This is a genomic window from Pseudomonas sp. SMN11 (genome assembly GCF_052041945.1).
Classification (GTDB): domain Bacteria; phylum Pseudomonadota; class Gammaproteobacteria; order Pseudomonadales; family Pseudomonadaceae; genus Aquipseudomonas.
Map to the genome: position 1 here is coordinate 1 of NZ_JBKGGW010000045.1, position 17,643 is coordinate 17,643.

The 17,643-nt window shown below is 65.2% G+C and carries 13 protein-coding genes; 2 read left to right on the forward strand and 11 right to left on the reverse strand.

The window, feature by feature from the left end; translation table 11 throughout:
• Positions 1 to 110: 110 nt before the first annotated feature.
• The 11 genes from pilO to mnxG form a co-directional block, all read right to left on the reverse strand.
• Positions 111 to 674: a type 4a pilus biogenesis protein PilO gene (pilO, locus tag ACLEJU_RS25780; RefSeq protein WP_435424415.1), complete on the reverse strand. Its 564-nt coding sequence runs from the start codon at positions 672 to 674 to the stop codon at positions 111 to 113.
• The gene (locus tag ACLEJU_RS25785; RefSeq protein ID WP_435424414.1) at positions 661 to 1,203 is read right to left on the reverse strand and encodes a PilN domain-containing protein; all 543 of its coding nucleotides are present in this window, start codon (positions 1,201 to 1,203) and stop codon (positions 661 to 663) included. Before ACLEJU_RS25785 ends, pilO begins: the two co-directional genes overlap by 14 nt.
• Before the next feature lies 1 nt (position 1,204).
• Positions 1,205 to 1,996, reverse strand: a complete 792-nt coding sequence (locus ACLEJU_RS25790) for a hypothetical protein (RefSeq protein ID WP_435424413.1) — start codon at positions 1,994 to 1,996, stop codon at positions 1,205 to 1,207.
• Positions 1,980 to 3,662 (reverse strand): GspE/PulE family protein, encoded by a 1,683-nt coding sequence (locus ACLEJU_RS25795; RefSeq protein ID WP_435424412.1) that lies wholly within the window; start codon positions 3,660 to 3,662, stop codon positions 1,980 to 1,982. The genes ACLEJU_RS25790 and ACLEJU_RS25795 overlap by 17 nt, the downstream gene beginning before the upstream one ends.
• 60 nt (positions 3,663 to 3,722) lie before the next feature.
• Positions 3,723 to 4,253: a response regulator gene (locus tag ACLEJU_RS25800; protein WP_435424411.1), complete on the reverse strand. Its 531-nt coding sequence runs from the start codon at positions 4,251 to 4,253 to the stop codon at positions 3,723 to 3,725.
• A 237-nt stretch (positions 4,254 to 4,490) separates the two neighbouring features.
• Complete coding sequence (locus ACLEJU_RS25805) at positions 4,491 to 5,132, reverse strand: SurA N-terminal domain-containing protein (protein ID WP_435424410.1); 642 nt, start codon at positions 5,130 to 5,132, stop codon at positions 4,491 to 4,493.
• A gap of 11 nt (positions 5,133 to 5,143) precedes the next feature.
• A complete protein-coding gene (locus ACLEJU_RS25810; RefSeq protein WP_435424409.1) occupies positions 5,144 to 6,658 on the reverse strand; it encodes a cytochrome c/ABC transporter substrate-binding protein in 1,515 nt (504 codons plus the stop codon).
• A 3-nt stretch (positions 6,659 to 6,661) separates the two neighbouring features.
• Positions 6,662 to 7,297 carry an SCO family protein gene (locus tag ACLEJU_RS25815; protein WP_435424427.1) on the reverse strand — a complete coding sequence of 212 codons (636 nt, stop codon included), beginning with the start codon at positions 7,295 to 7,297 and terminating at the stop codon, positions 6,662 to 6,664.
• 23 nt (positions 7,298 to 7,320) lie between these two features.
• The gene (locus tag ACLEJU_RS25820) at positions 7,321 to 7,977 is read right to left on the reverse strand and encodes an SCO family protein (protein WP_435424408.1); all 657 of its coding nucleotides are present in this window, start codon (positions 7,975 to 7,977) and stop codon (positions 7,321 to 7,323) included.
• A complete protein-coding gene (locus ACLEJU_RS25825) occupies positions 7,974 to 9,962 on the reverse strand; it encodes a cytochrome D1 domain-containing protein (protein ID WP_435424407.1) in 1,989 nt (662 codons plus the stop codon). The genes ACLEJU_RS25820 and ACLEJU_RS25825 overlap by 4 nt, the downstream gene beginning before the upstream one ends.
• 18 nt (positions 9,963 to 9,980) lie before the next feature.
• Positions 9,981 to 15,836 carry a manganese-oxidizing multicopper oxidase MnxG gene (gene mnxG / locus ACLEJU_RS25830; protein ID WP_435424406.1) on the reverse strand — a complete coding sequence of 1,952 codons (5,856 nt, stop codon included), beginning with the start codon at positions 15,834 to 15,836 and terminating at the stop codon, positions 9,981 to 9,983.
• 550 nt (positions 15,837 to 16,386) lie between these two features.
• Between mnxG and ACLEJU_RS25835 the strand changes: the two genes are divergently transcribed.
• Positions 16,387 to 17,157 (forward strand): DUF6708 domain-containing protein, encoded by a 771-nt coding sequence (locus ACLEJU_RS25835; RefSeq protein WP_435424405.1) that lies wholly within the window; start codon positions 16,387 to 16,389, stop codon positions 17,155 to 17,157.
• Between the two features lie 188 nt (positions 17,158 to 17,345).
• Positions 17,346 to 17,633, forward strand: a complete 288-nt coding sequence (locus ACLEJU_RS25840) for a hypothetical protein (protein WP_103447117.1) — start codon at positions 17,346 to 17,348, stop codon at positions 17,631 to 17,633.
• Positions 17,634 to 17,643 lie beyond the last annotated feature (10 nt).

Consider the following 17,643-nt stretch of genomic DNA (forward strand, 5'->3'; position numbering starts at 1 on the left):
CGCGAAGGGAGCGACGCTGTCTTCCTGGCTGAACCAGTGCCCCGGTGCCCAAGCCAGCGCTGCCGACACCCCGAGGAACCCGACCCACATCACTGCGCGTTGTGTGTTCATCACGACCTCGACAGGTAGAGGGTCAGGCGCACCCGGCCGTTGAGTTCGGTGTCGCCGATGGATTTGCGTTTGAGTTCGAGGTCTTCCAGCACCAGGGTCGGCAGCTGGCCGATCAGGCCGCGCAGGAAGCCGCGGATCTGCGGGTAGCTGCCGCGCACTGGCAGGATGATCTGGTAGCGCGACAGCTGGGTCTTCGGATCGACGCCCAGGGCGTACTCGCCGCGCGCCAGGCTGATGTGCTCGGCACTGGCCAAATGGTAGAGGCGCTCGATCAGCTCGCTCGCTTCAGGCTGCCCGGGCAGTTGCTGGCGCAGGCTGTCCAGCGCCTGCTGCTCGGGTTTGACGGCGATCTTCAGCTCGCCGCGCTTGACCCGTTCGACCTGCACGCTGGCATCCGCTTCGCTGGCACGCAGTTCGCGCACGGCCTGCCACTCGGGGACCACGCCGGCCATGGCGACAGCGGCGGCGAGCACGGCGACGGCGGCGGCGCCCAGGCCGACCGGGCCGATGCGGCGCAGGCGCTCCTGGAGGACGAGGCTGTTGACAGCATCAGGGACGCGCATGGCCGATCTCCCAGGTAGCGGTAAGGTTGAAGCGCACCGGGTGCTCAGGCTGCCCGGCCACCACTTCATGGTTGAGCAGCGAGACATCGCTGAGCTCGTCGCTTTGCTCCAGGCGCTGGTGGTACTGCAGCATCGCTTCCAGGTTGCGTGCCTCGGCGGTGATGCGCACCTGGCCCTTGCGCGCATCCGGGGTCAGGGTCAGCAGTGCCACGTCCTCCTGCGGCTGCGCTTCGAGCATGGCGAACAGTTGTTGCCAGGGCCGTTGCAATTGCTGCGAGACGCTGCGCATCTGCGCCAGGCGCTCGGCCTGTTCGCGGCTGGCGGCGCTGTTTTGCGGGGCGACCGGGGCCGGGCGACGGCCCAGTTGCAGTTCCAGGCTGTGCAGACGGGTTTCCAGGTCCACCTGCTCGGCCTGCAGCTGCTGTTGCACCAGCACCAGCCCGGCGACGACGACGGCGCCCAGGGCCAGCAGCGACCAGGCCAACGGGCCACTGCGACGGGGCTGAAATTCCAGGTCGAGGCGGCGCATGTCAGGCCACCGCCCGCCACATGGCGCACAGCGGGTCGCTGTCGCCGGCGGGTTGGCACAGCTGCACTGCTGCCAGTTGCGGCACGTCACCGCGCCCCGGGGCATGCAGGTAGACCCGTGGCAAGTGCTCGCCGTACAGCTCGCAGGTGCGCTCGATCAGCGCCTGCAGGGCCTGGTCGCTGTCGGCGCAGCCCTGGGCCAGCACCTGTTGCCAGGCACCACCGGCGGCCAGCAGCAGCACGCTGCGGCGCGGTTCGGCAAGCACGAACAGGAAGTCGCCCTGCTCCAGTTGCGCCGAGCAGCGGTTGTAGGCGGCCATCAGGTAAGGCTGCACCGAACGCAGGCTCACGCGGCTTTCCCGGCCCAGGCTCTGCAGGCCTTGCAACAGAGCTTCGGGCAGCGCGGTGGCGATGCGCGCGGCACCGGCTGGCTCGGGCGAGAGGACGATGCGCCAGTCGTCCAGCGATTGGCCGTAGAGGTTTTCGAAGCAGGCCCGGGCGTAGGCATCCAGCTCGCGTGGGTGGCCGATGGCATCGCTCCACGGCACCAGGCAGAAGCGGCTGTAGCGGGCCGAGAGCAGCACGCGCAACTGGGCGCCTTTGACGGCGTGTTCGGCGAGCAGACCACTCAATGCTTGCAAGGCGGCTTCCCAAGCCGGTTGTGCGGCATCGCAGGTGAACCCGCGGCTGCCCAGCCACTGAGCTTGATTGGCGTGCCAGCGACCCAGGCCGACACCTTCAGCGCCTAGGACGGCGCTGTATCTATAAGAGCCATGATCAGATGAATGTGACACGGTTGATCTCCTCGAGTGTGGTGCGGCCATCACGGACCAGGTCCAGGGCCGAGGCACGCAGCAGGCGCAGGCCGCGCTGGCAGGCCAGCTGCTTGATCTGCGAGAGGGGGCGGCGTTCGACGATCATCTGCCGCAGGTCATCGTCCAGGTGCAGCAGTTCGGCAATCGCGCTGCGCCCGCGATAGCCGCTGCCGCGGCACTGGCCGCAGCCCTGGGCGCGGATGAACTTCCAGCCGGCTACCGCTTCGCGGGTCAGGCCCGAGGCGGTCAGGGTGTCGTCATCGGCCTCGCACGGCGTGCAGCAGTGCGGGCAGGCCAGGCGGATCAGGCGCTGGGCCAGCACGGCGTTGAGGGCCGAGACGAAGCTGTAGGGGTCGACCTGCATCTGGCTGAAGCGGCCGATCACATCGAACACGTTGTTGGCGTGGATGGTGGTGAACACCAGGTGGCCGGTCAGCGCTGACTGCACGGCGATCTGTGCGGTGTCGGGGTCGCGGATCTCGCCGACCAGGATCTTGTCCGGGTCGTGGCGCAGGATCGAGCGCAGGCCGCGGGCGAAGGTCAGGCCCTTCTTCTCGTTGACCGGGATCTGCAACACGCCGGGCAGCTGGTACTCGACCGGGTCTTCGATGGTGATGATCTTGTCCACGCCATGGTTGATCTCGCTGATCATCGCGTACAGGGTGGTGGTCTTGCCGCTGCCGGTGGGCCCGGTGACCAGGATCATGCCGTAGGGTTCGGCAGCCAGCCGGCGCAGGGCGCGCAAAGTTTCGTCGGCAAACCCCAGGGCCTGCAGCTGCACGCCGCTGACGCGGTCGGACAGGTCCTGCTTGTCGAGCACCCGCAGCACCGCGTCCTCGCCGAAGATGCTCGGCATGATCGACACCCGAAAGTCGATCTGCCGTTCGCCGATGGCAACCTTGAAGCGGCCATCCTGAGGCACGCGCTTCTCGCCGATGTCCAGTTCGGCCATGACCTTGATGCGCGAGATCACCTGATCGGCGAAGGCGCTGCCGCTGGCCTTGCCGGCGCCATTGAGCACGCCGTCGATGCGGTACTTGATGACCAGACCCTGGCCGGTCATGCCCAGGTGGATATCGCTGGCGTGCTGCTTGAGGGCGTCGTACAGGGTCGAGTTGACCAGCTTGACCACCTTGCTCTGGTCTTCGCTGATGCTGGTCAGCGACAGGCGTTGCAGCGGGTCGATCTCACCGCTGGCTTCGGCGTCATGGTCGAGGGCGTCGACGGCGTGGAAGCTTTCTTCGTGGCGGGCCAGGAAGGTGGCCAGGTCGGCTGCGTGGGCCAGGTACAGCGGCGCGCCCGGCAGGTTGTCGTCGATCCAGGCCAGGCGAGCGTGATCGAAGGGGTCGGCGAACACGCCGATCAGCTCGCCGTCCTGCTCGATCAGCACGAACTCGCGCTTCAGGCACTGGGCCAGGCTGACCTTGTCGAAGCGCGGGCTGCTGGCCAGCAGGGCCTGGGTTTCCAGCACCGGGTAATGCAGGGTCAGGCCAAGGCGGCAGATGAAGCGGTCGGGGGTTTCGTTGGCCAGGCGCTCCAGGCAGTTGAGCAGGCGCTCGTCGCCCGCTTGCAGGCGGGCCTGGGCCAGGAGTTCGCGGGGGTAGGCGCTGTGCTTGCCTGCACGTGGATCGAGTACGTCTGACATGGCCTGCGACTCCGCTCAGGGGCGCGTCGCAGGCTGGCTTGGCCAGGGCAGCGGGCGCCGCTATTCCCCGGTGAGCAGTTCGTCGTCAGGGCCTGGGGGCTTGGCGCCATTACGGCGGCGATCGGCCAACACCCAGCTGCCATCGTACAACTGCAAGGGGAACGATTGGTTCCTGTTCTGGCGTCGTTCGACAAACCCTTCGGCTGGATCGTCAGTGGCCCTGCGCTGGCGCTCGATGCCCATCAGGTCGAAGATGGCGCGGGCCAGTTCCGCCAACGGGAACGGCTTGAACAGGACATGACTCACACCAAGTTCGGCGGCGCGCTCACGGACTTCGACAGTCGGGTGGGCGGTGATCAGCACGAAATGGCACTGCCTGTTCTTGCGCACGGTCTCCAGGACCTGAAACCCCTCCATGTCGGGCAAGCGGTAATCCAGCACAATCACTTCCGGTGCCAGGCTTTCAGCCTGCTCGATACCACTGGCACCGTCGTGGGCGACGTGAACTTCCAGGCCTTGTGCCTGCAGGTACGCTTGCAGGTTCTGCGCAAGGGTCTGTTCGTCATCGACTACCAATACTCTGTTCACCAAGGTCGACTCCCCAATACTGCCCGGTTACCCGGTTTGCGAAGTGCGGCCTCGATAAGGCTTGAGCAGGCTTCGTGCCAGGCGTGAATAGTCATCTCGCACCACTGTAAGTCATTGATTTTGCAAGGCTGTGCCAAACCCTGCAACACAGGCGTAGGCCCGGTTCCCCACATCCGGGGGAAGTGATGGCACTTTGCCAAACCGTTATTCCCCAGCTTTGGGGAAATCCGTTCGCGGGCCTCAGTCAGCGATCTCCACTGTAGCGGATTGGCGCAAACGTTGGCGCACCGAATCGCGCGCCTGCGCCTGCAACTGGCCGATGAGCGCGGCCCTGGCCAAGTGCAGGCCCTGTTCGGGTATGACCGAGGTGTTATCACTTTGGTTCTGCGCTCCTTGCAGAATTTGCCGGTTGGCCTGGTAGAACGCCTCGACGTCGGCCCGGCTGGGCTCCTCTACCACGCTGAGCCGGGCGTACAGCTGCTGCGCGGCCAGTTCATGGCGCATGTAATCAGCGTACCCTGCCCGATCGAAACCTGCATCCGCCAGACGCCTTTCGAACAGCGCCGGGCTGCCGAAGGCGGCTTCGATTTCGCCAACTTGCGCTGATACCTGCTCATCACTGATGTGAATACCTGAACGTTGCGCCTCCTGCCAGAGCAGCTCCTTGTCGATCAGTTCGTCCAGGGCCTGATCGCGCAGGCGCTTGTACAGCGTCGGGTTGCGGATGCTGGTCAGTGCCCTGCCCTGGGCTTGCAGGTACTCGGTGAAATAACGCTCCAGGCGCATCACATCAATCGTCACGCCGTTGACGCGCGCAGCAGGCACGTCGGCCCAGCTCACCTTGGCGACCACCAGCAACAGGCACAGCAACAGGATCCGCATGGCACCTCCGCTCAAGGGCTGTCCGGCAGCGGCCGGTACGGGGCAACGGCGGTAAAGCGCGGCCCCGGCAGCGCCACCGCGATCACATGGGCACCGGCCATGCCCTGGCGCCTGCCGGGGCCGAAGCCCAGCGCCGGGGTCAAGCCGGTGTCGACATCGTGCAGGCTCTCCAGGGCGGCCACCAGCTGTTCGCGGCTGGCATCGCGGCCAATCTGCTTCAAGGCTTCCGACAACAACTTCACGGCACACAAGGTGCTGACCTGCAGCGACGCCTGGCGTGGATCGAGGCCTTGGCGTCGTTGCAGCCCGGCCAGCGCCGCCATGCCCTGCTCGCTCCAGTCGTCCGGCACGAACGGATAAGCCAGGAACACCCGCTGCGACCACTGCGCTGGCAAGCCGGCCACGGCTGCCGCCACCTGGCTGGAGGCAGCGAACAGGTAGGGCTCACGGCCTTCGGCCTGTAGCGCCTGGGCCAGCGTGGCAAAGGCCTGGGCGCGGCCGACGAAGACGATGCCAGGCCCATCCACGGCCTGGCCGTCAAACGCCTGGATCGCTGGCGGTGCCCAACCTTGCTGGCGCAAACGTTCGCGCACCCGTTCGGCCAATGCCGCCTGCTCGTTGCCGGCGTACACCACGCGCAAGCCATCGGGTGCCAGGCCCAGGCGGCTCCTGGCATGTTCGGCCAGGCTCAGCAATTGGCTATCAATCGCCGGCAAGGGGTCGAAAATCTGTGAACTGCCACCGCTGCGCGGCGTGCTGCCGATCACCGGCACACCCCGCTGTTCGAGCAGTGCTGGCAGTTGCTGATCGAGCATGGGCGCCAGCGGCGTGATCAGGGTGAAGACCTGCTGGTCGAGCAAGCGTTGCAAGGCGAGCTCGGCACTGGCCTGGTCGGTGCCGGTATCGGCCACCAGCAGCTCCAGGCGCCGGCCATGAATGCCGCCCTGCTGGTTGATCTGGGCCACGCCATCTTCCAGCGTGGCGCGCACCACATGGCCGGCTTCGGCCAGCGGACCGCTGGCTGGCAACAAGGTACCCAGGCGCAGCACGCCTTCTTCCACGCCGGGGTCGCGCTCCTCGCCCAAGCGTTTGAGGTAAGCCGTGAGGTTGCGCTGGTCAGCCAGGGTCAGTTCGAAGCGCGGCATGGCGAGGTCCAGCCGCTGACCCGCCGGGTCGATGCCGCGCTGGATGGCGCGGGCCAGTGTGCCGTCGTTGTAGGCCGGGTAGCTGCGCGCGTTGCTTTGTCGTTCACCCTGCCCCAGCGCCAGGCGCTGCCAGTCGAGGCTGGGTGGGCGCACCCCGCCTTCGGCGCGCCCGCGCCCGTCTGCGCCGTGGCAACTGGCGCAGGGCAGTACGCTGGCGGGGACGCTGATGTCGCTGGCGCCGACCCGAGCCATCAGCTGTGCATCGCTGCTCGATACCCCTTGCCGGTACAGGCGCTTGCCGGCCTGTTCATTCGGAGTGAGGTCGAGCGCCAGTGCCGGGCCACAAAGGGCCAGGCTCATCAGCACTGCCCAGGGTTTCATGGCTCAACGCCCGGCCAGCGGTTGGGCCAGCAGCTGCATGCGCTGGGCGATGGCCGCAGGCGGTGCATCCGGGCGGATCTTGCTCCAGCGCTTGCCCGCCACGTCACCGACGATCAGCTGGGTCGAATGCTGCTCGGGGCTGGGCAGGAACTGGCCGATGCGCCCCAGCACCAAGTCGACATCGGCCTTGTCGCCGGTGAGGAACAGCCAGTTGGCGCTGTCCACGCCTTGCTTCTCGGCAAAGGCCTTGAGCGCTGCGGGAGTGTCGTTGGTCGGGTCGCTGCTGATCGACACGAAGGTCACCTGGCTGGCCAGCTCCGGCCCCATGGCATCGCGCACGTCACGCAGCTTGCGGGTGATCAGCGGGCAGGCGTCGGTGCAGTGGGTGAAGATCACGTTGAGCATCACCACCTTGTCCTTGAGCACATCGCTGTAGAAGCGCAGTTCGCGGCCGTTCTGGTCCTTGAGCACGGTGTCGGTGAACCAGGTCTGCGCATCGCGGGTGCCGCCGCCGCTGGTCATGGTCGGCGGTGCCGGTTGCGGGCTCGGGCCCTGCGGCGCATGGCCCTCATGGGCGAACGCGACCGAGCTGAGGATCCACAACACGGCCACCAGGGCCAGCCAGTCGGTGCTGCGCATCGTGGTGTGGCGGGCTGCGCTGCTCATGGCTGCACCTCATTGTGTTCGGCGATGGCGGTGCTCTTGGCGTGCACACGGCGGGCACTCAGGCGGTTGATTTCCTCGACCAGCACGGCCGGGTCGGTAAAGCCGTAGTAGCGGGTCCAGTGGCCCGTGCGGCCATCACCCACCAGGATCAGCGGCGGATGCTGGCTGAGGTCGGCACTGAAGCTGCCGAGGCCCTTGAGGGTTTCAGTGATCGCGTACTGCGAGCCGGTCAGCCAGCTCCAGCCCGGGCCGTGCTGGAAGGCCTTGGCGTAGTTCTGCAGGCGTTTGGCGTCGTCACGCTGCGGGTCGACGCTGATCGACACCAGCTGGATCTCCTCGCCCACACGCCCGCCCAGCTGTTGCTGGACCTTGCCCATGATCGCCGATACCACCGGGCACACCGTGGTGCAGCTGGTGTAGATGAAGCCCATGACCACCAGGTGCTCGCCCACCAGGTCCTTTTCCAGGCGTACCGGCATGCCGTTCTGGTTGAGCAGCGAGACATCGGCAAAGCGCACGCTGGCCTTCTCCTGGTGCGCCGCTGGCGGCTGCCCGGCGTGGCCGTCGTGGTCATGGCCGGCATGGGCCAGGGCCAGGTTGCTGGCCAATGCCAGGCTCAGGGCAAGCAGCTGGAAAGAATGCTTGGCGTTCATCGCACATTCCTCACTTCGGTCTGGGAAGCAGTGGCCTCAGCGGCGGGCAGCACGCGCAGGCTGGTGTAGTTTTCTTCGGCGAACTTGCGCCCGAGCGACGGCGACTGCACATGCAGGTACCAGGCACCCGCCTCGGGCAGGGTCAACGCTGCCTGATATACGCCCTCGCCCACCTCTTCGAGCGGCAAGTTGCGCGGCAGCGACGAGGGCGCCAGGAAGTAGCGCAGGGTCAGGTCGGCGAGGCCTACCCTTGGCCGACCGTCGTCGCCGACGATGCGCACCTTGGCGGTGAACGCCGTTTGCTGCGGCATGGGCTGGTCGAGGCCGATGAACTCGGCATGTGCCCCGCGTCGCTTGCTCGCATCCGGCGCGGCGGCCACCTCGGTGCTGAAGCAATGGATGATCTGCGGCTGGTTGAGCAGAAAGGCCACATCGAAGGTGCCTGCTGCCGGCATTTTCACCGTCGAGCCGTACACCCCGGGGGCCAGCTCGCGCAGGCTGCGGTCGATGACCAGGGTCGCACGGGCCTGATGGCCACGGTTGTTGTAGCCGGACATCGGGGCGTTCATGCCCTCGGCATAGAAGTAGGTGGTGTTGTCCACCGGGTTGACCACGAATACCGAATTGTCGTCCCGCGACACCGACAGCCCCTGGGCCAGTGGCAGGTCACCGGCCTGGCGTGGCGCCGCAGGGCCGGCCTCGAAGCCCTGCACGATCGGCTGACGCCCTTCGCCCAGGCTGCTCAGGTTGATCATGCTGACCTTGGGCGAGGCCAGGCCACGGATGTAGGCATAGCCTTTGGTGAAGGTCAGCTGGTAAGGCTCGGCCGCCACCGGCACGCGGTGGATCAGCGTGTCGGTACTGGCGTCGATCACCAGGGCCTGGTTGTCCAGGGTGTTGAGCACGATGCCCCAGCGGCCATCGCTGCTGAAGCGCATCGGCCCGAGGCCCTGCTCGGCCTTGACGATGTGGCGCAGCTGATGGCTGCGGGCATCGATCACCCGCACCGTACCCTCTTCACCGTCGGCCACGTAGACCGCCTGGGACAACGCCGAGTAGGCTACCGACAGCGGGTGCGGGCCGACTTCCAGGGTTTTCACCAGGCGCATGCCGGGGATGTCGATGATACTTAGCGTGCCGCCGTCACGGTTGCTGACAAAGGCATAGCGCGAGTCGGCGCTGAAAGCGATTTCGTGGTGCCCGGAACCGGTGGCGAACGACTTCAGGGTGCTGCGCGACGGGACGTCGATCACCGTCACCCCGCCTTTGGCCGGGTCGCGGCTGTTGTTGCCAACCCACAGCCGGTGCTGGTCCGGCTGCAAGGCCACGCGTACCGGTGATTCGCCGGCATCCAGGGTCGCCACACGGGTGAAGGTCTCGGTATCGATCACTGCCACCTGGCCACGCTCGGGGATCGACACGAACACCTGTTTGTCATCCCCGGTTGACGCCCAATCCATGGGACGGCCCGGCAGGTCGATGCGTGCCAGGGTACTGGTGATGCCGCCCACCGAAACCGTCGGGTCGATCACGGTGAGGCTCGCGTCCTTGTTCAGCACCAACAGGAAGTAGCTGTTCAGGTCCAGCAGCGGGCGAGCGCCGATGCTGCTCTTGAGAAACAGCGCAACGCGGGCCTTGCAACTCTGGTCGCGGTTGCCGCCTTCGAGCGGTGCCGCCTGCGCCGGGTCGATCCAGGCACCCGGCGCCATGCCCGACAGCGGCTGGCCGCTGGCCTGGTCGGTGACCTTGAAGCGGATGTTGGCAAAGGCCCCTTCACGCACCTCGCCACCGGCCAATGGCCGCGCCTCGAATTCCACCGTCACGCCGTCGCGGCTGAGCCGGTGCAGGGCCTGTGGGTCGACAGCCTCCTGCAGCAGTTCGCGCGGGTCGCACCAGAGCTTTTCATATGCCACGCCCAGGCCGATCAGCGCCACACCCAGCATCACTCCCAGTACTGCGGGCCGCGTTTTCTTGTTCTTGTACATGCTCGCGCTCCCCTTCCCTTACTGGCCCGCGGCAGTTGCCGGCGGTGCATCGTTGGTCACCCGCAGGATGCCCCACAGTCCCGACAGGTTGCCGTAGGCGGCATAGTCGCGGAACAGGTAGTCACCCGGCACTGCGTTGGCGCCACCGGCACTGGGCAGCATGAAGCTGAAGTGCGCCGCTGGCAGCACGCTCTCCTGGGCGCCGATGTACATGGCCATCGGGTTGTAGCCGAAGCGCACCGAGCCGATGCCTGGCAGGTTCGTCGGGTAGCCGTCGAGGTCGTTCTTCTCGGCCTGGTAGTTGTGCAGCGGCCACAGGTGACCGTCGAGCTGGTAGGTGATGCCGCGGCTGCCACCGCTTGGCATCAGCACATGGCTGCGCACCGGCTGGCCGGGCTTGGCATACAGCACCGGGGTTTGCGGGTCGCCGCCAACCAGGGCATTGCTGTAGGCCATGTGGGCATTGGGCACATCGGCGAAACCGAAGCCATCGGCATGGCCGAACGGTGCGTCCGGTGCCAGGCCGAAGCGCAGCCACAGCGGCTCGGTCTTGTAGTTCAACGCCATGTTGCCGTTGTCCTTCGGATCGCCTGGCACGCCGTTGCCTTCGGTGGCGATACCCTCCACCGGGCGGCCGTCGGCCCAGCGCATGTTCATCGAGCGCTGCCACACCGTGACCAGGTCGCGGTAGTCGGGCTGGCCACTGACCTTCACCGTGGCCTGGGCGCGGCTGGCGCTGTCTTCGGTCCAGGTCGCGGTCTGTGGCAGCACGCTCATGCCGGCGACCAGACCCTTCTGCGGCTGCTTGATGACATCCGCCGGGGTCAGGTTGAGGCCACCGAACTCGATCGCAGTGGTGTTGATGTTGTCCACCGTGCGGCCCAGTTGCAGCAGCGGCTTGCCTTCGCGCTCCAGGTGGCCGGCATAGTACTGGTACACCCGGCTCGGGTAGGCACCGCTGTTACCCGCCCGGGGCGGCACGGTCTGCACCGGGTTGGCACCGACGTTGACGCCGTCCGACTTGGTGATGTCGTAGGCCAGCAATTGCGCATGCAGGCCGACATGGCTGGACGGCCGCATCAGGTTGTTGTTGAAGGCGGTGGAGCCTTCGCTGTCGAAGCGGTCGCGCTTGACCACGTTCTGCATCACCGCCGTACTCGGCAAGTCCGGCATGACCAGCGGCAGGCGGTTTTCCAGGGTGATGCTGATGCAGTCGCCGGCATTGGCACGCAGCACCAGTGGCTCCACCGGGACGCCCGCCTTAAGCTTGCCGGTGGCGGTGTCGAGGTCAGCCTTGCGCACGTACAGCACGGCAGTCGGGTCATGCAACGGCGCGCTGTGGCCACCGACGGTAAAGGTGGTGCCGTCTTCCTCGTCGACCACTGTCACTTGCGGGATGCTTGTGCTGCGGCTGTTGAACACCAGGGTGCCGCCATTGGCCTTGAGCGGGCCGCCGACATGCTGGCCGATACCGGCCGGGTCGTTGATGCTGACGCCGTTGCGGTTCTCGAGAATGTCGTTGGCCAGTGCGGCGACGATCTCGTAGCTGCGCTTGACCGTCGGGCGGGTGCCGATGCCATTGGGGTTGGCCGTGGTTTTCGGGCAGATGCCGTCGAAGTTGACCGTGTTGCGCATGGCCACCGGTTGCGGGTTGTTCGGCAGCGGGAACAGGTCGGCGCGTTGTGCGGTGTAGTTGCGCATCACGCCCCAGATGCCGTTCCAGTAGCCTTCCAGGGCCGCATCCATGCTGTACAGGTAATCACCGTTGGTGGCTGCGGAGCTGGAGATCATCGACACAGGTGCCATGAAGCCCATCTGTTCGGAGATGCCGATCATCTGCGAGGCCTTCCAGCCCGAGTTGGAGCTGTTGCCAAAGCCGGAGCCGTTCTGCAGCCACTTCACACCATGCAGGGTGACGTTGTGCTCCTCTTCATGGCCACCAGCGTGCAGGCGCAGGCGCACGTTGTCGCCGGAATAGGTGCGCAGCATGGGCGTGAACGGGTCACCCGGCTCGCTACCGGCCTTGTTGATGTGCGGTGGGAACAAGGTGGTGCCGCCGGTTGGCCCGACCGCCGACGTGATCGCCGAAGGCGCCAGGTTCATGGCCGGGATCGCCCGGTCGGTGCGGCTCTGCAGGGCGTAGCCCAGGTCGCCGCCGAGGCCGTCGGCCTGCATGCCGCGCTTGCCGTCCGGGCCGACCTTGTTCGGGTCGAACACCCGCAGTGCCAGTGGCTCGTTGCGGTAGTTGACGACGAACATGCCGGGGTCATCCACCGAAATGGCCTGCGGGCAGGGCCGGCTGGGGCAGCCTGGGCTCAAGCCGCCACGGGACTCGACCACCGACTCGAGCAGGTTGGCGGCTTTCTGCCGCACAGGCGGGTTGATGGCGTAGCGGAAGCTGTCTGCGGTGGCCGGATAGGCCTGGCCGTTGGGCACGCCATCGGGGCCGGCGCCGACGTACACGCCTGCTTCATAGGCGTGCTGGAAGTCGCTGTACTCCAGGAAGAACTCGCGGTAGCTGTCGTTCTTGCCGTCGCCGTCATGGTCGCCGGTCTGGATCACCGCCTGCCACGAAGTCGGGCCACCGTCCTGGCGGGTGGCTGGATTGTAGAGCTTCTCGCCGGTTTCGGCGTGGTACCAGGTGGAACCGGCAGGTTCGGCCAGCACAGTGGCGTACAGACCCAGTTGCTGGTGAGTGGATGGGCCGAGGTGGTCGTGGGTGAAGATGGTACCCAGCCCCCGGTCGACGTTATGCACGTTGACCAGCGGGTCGGCGAACCAGCGTTGCATGGCGGTACGCGCACCTAGCCAATCGGCCCTACCAAAGCGGCCGAAGTAAGGGTGCTGCTTGGCCGACGGGCACGCGGCTGTGCCGTCGCGGGCATCGCCCTCGGTGCAGCCGTTGAAACTGCGAATGGCATGCACCCGTTCCACCACGCTGCCGGGCGAGAGAATGCCGTCTTCGTAGTTCCAGCCATTGGCCGAACCGTCGGCGGCGGTCAGGTCCCACTTCGGCAGGTGGATGTGCTGGCCGATCACATCGGTGGGCGTGCGTACCTGGTAGTCGTCCATCTCGTAGTACGACGGGATCAGGTTGGTGTGGGTGTACATCGTGCAGTCGAAGGTGTTCATGCGCATCACCAGCGGCTCAGGCGGGCGCTGCTTGGTGATCACTGGCCAGGCATCTTCCCAGAGCGCCAGGATGCGCGCCTGCGGGAAGTGATAGCCAACCTTGTTGTACACCGCATCGAACTGGATGTTGGCGCCCTTGTAGATGCGCGGGCGGTCAGCGGTGAAAGTGGACGCGCCACGGAAGTTCATGCCGGTGAGGCTTTCACCGCTGAAGAACTCGCCGACGCCCGAGGACTGGGTCAGGCGCTTGCCGCGGTCGTCCATGCAGGGCTCGTAGAAGGGTGCGCCTGCGGTCGGCAGCGCACCGTTGGTGCGGAATGCCTTGGCCACCGGCTGGCTGCCGGGGATCAGCGCGTAGCTTGGGTGCTCGGCCTTGGCGTGGAACTGCATGGCGGCCTGCTCGACGTCGGTGCCCTCTTCCGGCAGGTAGATCGGCTTGGCCTTGTGCACCACCTTCGAGAAGTCCAGTTTGGTGGTGGTGGTCACCGCCTCACCGCCGGCGGAAACCCCATCCAGCGCGTGGCGACCGAGGCCACCGTCCCAACCGTCGACCTGGTTCGGGTCGAGATTGGCCCACAGGGCCTTGCCACTTTCCTTCAGCTGCTTGGCCAAGGCCGGATCGAGCATGTCCAGCGGCGGGGTTGGCGGGCGGTTGCCGACACTGCTTTCCATGCCACCGATCCAGAACGGATAGCCGGGGTTCTTCAAGCTGCCGTCGGCGTTGCGGTTGGCCTCGCTACGGTCGACCAGGGCCAGCGAGCCGACTGCCTTGGCCGCGGCTGGCTCGTGGGCGTGGTCATCGTCGCCTTCCTCTTCGTGCGCCTCATCGTCGTTGGCGGCCAACTGCTCGGTGGCGAGCTTGGGTATCACCACCACCTTGCCTGGCATCGGTGCCATGGCCTTGCCTGGCAACGGGACGATGGCCGGAATCGGCGTACCGGCGACGATTTCGCCATCGGGCAAGGCCCTCGCGCCGACGGCTGGCTTGCCACTGCGCAGGGCAAAGGGTGTGCTGTGGTAGCCGTTCTGGCCTTGCCCGCTGACTTCCAGGCGGGTGCCTTCCTCGAACACGTCGTGCACCCGCCACATGGCCCACATACCCTGGGCGAAGTGCGGATAGAAGTGGCAGTGGTAAATGGCATCGCCGGCCACGCGGTTGCGATTGCCGGAACCGCCGTTGGCGATTTCGTAGGTGTAGCCGATGCCCGGCCCGATGCCTTGGGCATCAATGTAGTCGGAGTTGTCATCGTTGGGGTTGAACAGCCACTGATGCCCATGCAGGTGGAAGATGTGCTGCTCGTGGCCGTTGTGGGTATTGCGGAACTTGGTGAAGTCGCCGATGTAGCTGTGGTGCACGTTGGCCGGCTCTGCCGGGTACAGGGCCATGCTGGCCTTGACCCCGGTGGCGCTGGCCGGCGGCACTTCACCCGGGCGGATGTGCTCCAGGCCGACGTTGGCCGGCACATCGACCAGGGTGCCGATATCGCCCACGGTATGCGCGCTGAGGAAGAATTCCTCATAGGCGCAAGACAGGCAGTCATGCATCGGCCCGACGCCCAGGCGGTTGGCCACCACTTCTGCACCCATGCCGCCCGAACCGTAGTTGATCATGAACGAATCGCGCGTCGGCTCCAGCACATGGCCCATCACCGGGTCGGCCCAGTAGCCCGGGAATGCCTGGGTGGCGGCCACTTCGTCGGCGAACTGCGAGGCGAAATCACGGAATGCCTCGAGGCGGTTGGGCAGTGCCGGGTTGCGCTTGCCGATGCTTTCCAGCGGATAGGTGGTCTTGGGGAAACTGCCGTCGGGGTTGGGGCCCATGACGATGGCATCGGTTTCGCTGTTGAGGATCTCATTGCCATCGACCATGGCAATGATCGGCTTGCCGGCCTTGCCTTCGCTGAGCCATGGCTCGGTTTGCGGGTACCGCGCCTGGTAATCGATCACAGGCTGGCCGGTTGCCGTGCGCCCGGTGGTTGCCAGGCGCATTTCTTCTTCGGTGAGGGTATTGCGGAAGGTTCGCCCACCTTTGGGGACGACCACCACCTGGCCGAACAGGCCGTTGGCAACGTTGCCGGCGCCACCCTGGCCGCCGAAGGTCGCGCCTTGGCTGGTGGCGGCGAACGCACCTTCTCGTTCGGCAAACAGGGTGTAGCTACGGGTGTTGCCGGGGGCCACCAGGAAATTGCCGTTGCGCCCGGTGTTGGCGGCGATGTCGCCGATGCTGTTGACGGCCTGCATGCCGTTGACCTGGAAGCCGACGTGGCGGTCGGTCACCTGTTCATCGGCAACGAAGTGCTCACCGCCCTCATTCTCGACTTCGGTTTCCGGGCCTTCCTCCTCGCCCTCCTCGCCTTCTTCAGGGTCGATCCCGTGCTTGTTGGGGTTGGCCTTGTAGTCGAGCAGGTTAGTCAGGTTGACCGTCAGGCAGTCACCGGCGGCCACCCGTAGCACGATCGGCCGCGGGCGCTTGTCGGGGCGCAGGGTGACCTTGCCCGGCACTGCCGCGCCGCCCTTGCTAAGCGGCACCTGGTGGTCGTCCACCACGTCCTCGCGCAGGGCGAACATCATGCCGTTGGCGTTCTGCGCGCCCAGGCGGTTGAACATCAGCGGCTGGTCCAGCGCCACCACATTGGCCACCAGGGTGCGCTGGCATTGCACGGCTGCTTCGGCGGGCGCTTCCCAGCCAAGCAGGGCCAGGACGAATGATGTCAGGACGGGGCCTTTGGACGGGGTCGACATGCTGCACCTCCGGGACACAGGGACACTGCGAATAGGGCAGCAAGGCGTGTGCCATAAGGGGATGGCGTTTAATTTCAGTGAGTTAGAGAGGGAAGCAGAGCCGATTGGGGAGGATTACCCATGGGAATTCCCCGAATTGGGGGATGATAGGCATTGGCGTTTCGGGGATTGAACGACTCAGCGATTACGTGTCGACAGTTCCTACAACTTCATAAGAAGAGTGGCGCTCCTCCAAGAATGGCTTCCTCGCTAGTGTTCGGCTTCAGCATGATTGCAGCTGATTGCCAATTACCAGCCTGAGGAATCAACAGATGAATGACGCTACCGTGAGCCGCGCCGCATCGCCCCCTGCCTGCAGCGTACGGGTACCGATCCTGGCTTCCCTCCACTGCAGCACTCCGCTTATACGCTGCGTGCCCTGCGTCCCGCTCGCCGCCTTGGCTGCAGCCAGTAAAATCTTAATTGGTGCAGCATTTATCGGAGCAGGATTCTACTTGTTACATAAATCAAGTCAGCGAATTCACACCCATGGGTGACTGACTCTGTCTTCATGGGAAAACTCTACACTGCGGCGATTTTATTCACAGCCATTGCCATGTACTGGGCGACTCTCCACTATGAACTCACATTCAGCCAAAATAACCGCGACGAAGTTTATTTTGCAACATTGCTATCCCTGGCCCCACTAGTCTACAGCCCATTTCTAGTCTATCGAATTATTCTAATTAAAAATCTGTCAAGCATTGCCCTTCAGCGAACAACAAGAAAGATTTACTACCAACGCTTTAACAAATTTTTTGTATTCGATTGGAACAACATCGGAGCTGGCTTATTGAGACGTGTAGAATTCGGGGGCTCATCCTTCACCACCCGTTACGCACTCGCATTCGCCCCTCGCCGAGAGGACGGGACTCTTCACCAGGACGACTGCCTCTGGGTCGACAGCAACGGACCTACCGAGTCCGACATAAAGTATGTCGCCGAAGTCTGGGAATACCTGCGCCAATTCATGGATCACGGCCCCGACAAGCTTCCTCCACCGGGAGAACCCAACTGGTGGCACAGGCCCCTGCACGCCATCTGTCTCACCCCAGCAGAAGCCTGGCGCCACTACGCCCCATGGCGAACCGGCGAACCTGGTGAAATGCAACGCAAGAAGAACTGGCAATTGCCATTCTGGGCCGTGCTGTTTCCCTACAACCTTTGCGTAGCCATCTGTTGGTACGTGATATGTCGTCTCTTCAATGTGCGGGCAGCACCCGCACCTCCTGAGGCGTTTGAAGAGGCGCCGATTCAATTCACCAGGCGCAAACGCAAGTAGACCGAGCAGCAACGGACAGGGCCGCCATGCGGCCCTTCGTCGGCCCCCCAAAAATCCCCTGAAACAAGTTGAACATCTGCCTCCAGTAAGATTCCAAAAGATGATACGTGCCATCCTTTTGCCAGGAGTCTGTCGCCCATGCCCTTCCAGCCTTCCCTGCAGTGCCACCGCCCAGGAGCCCAGCGGCCATGAAGATGCCTGGCCGTGCGCCCAACGCCAGTCTGCAGCTCGACTACGTCCGTGACACCCTGTTCGGCCCGGTAGCCCTGAGCGTGGAATGCCAATGCCAGCTCGCCGCCCTCAATCTGCAGGGCCGCCCCGCCCTGCGCCTGCATATCTGCCCGCCACTGCCGGACAAGGTCGAGCGCGCCCACAGCGTGGCGTTCGTCTGGGATGGGCGGAGCTACCGTGGGGTTGTCCGTGACCAAGGCAAATGCGGCGATGGCGGCCTGAACTTGTTGCTGGAACTGCAGTAACAAGTCGATC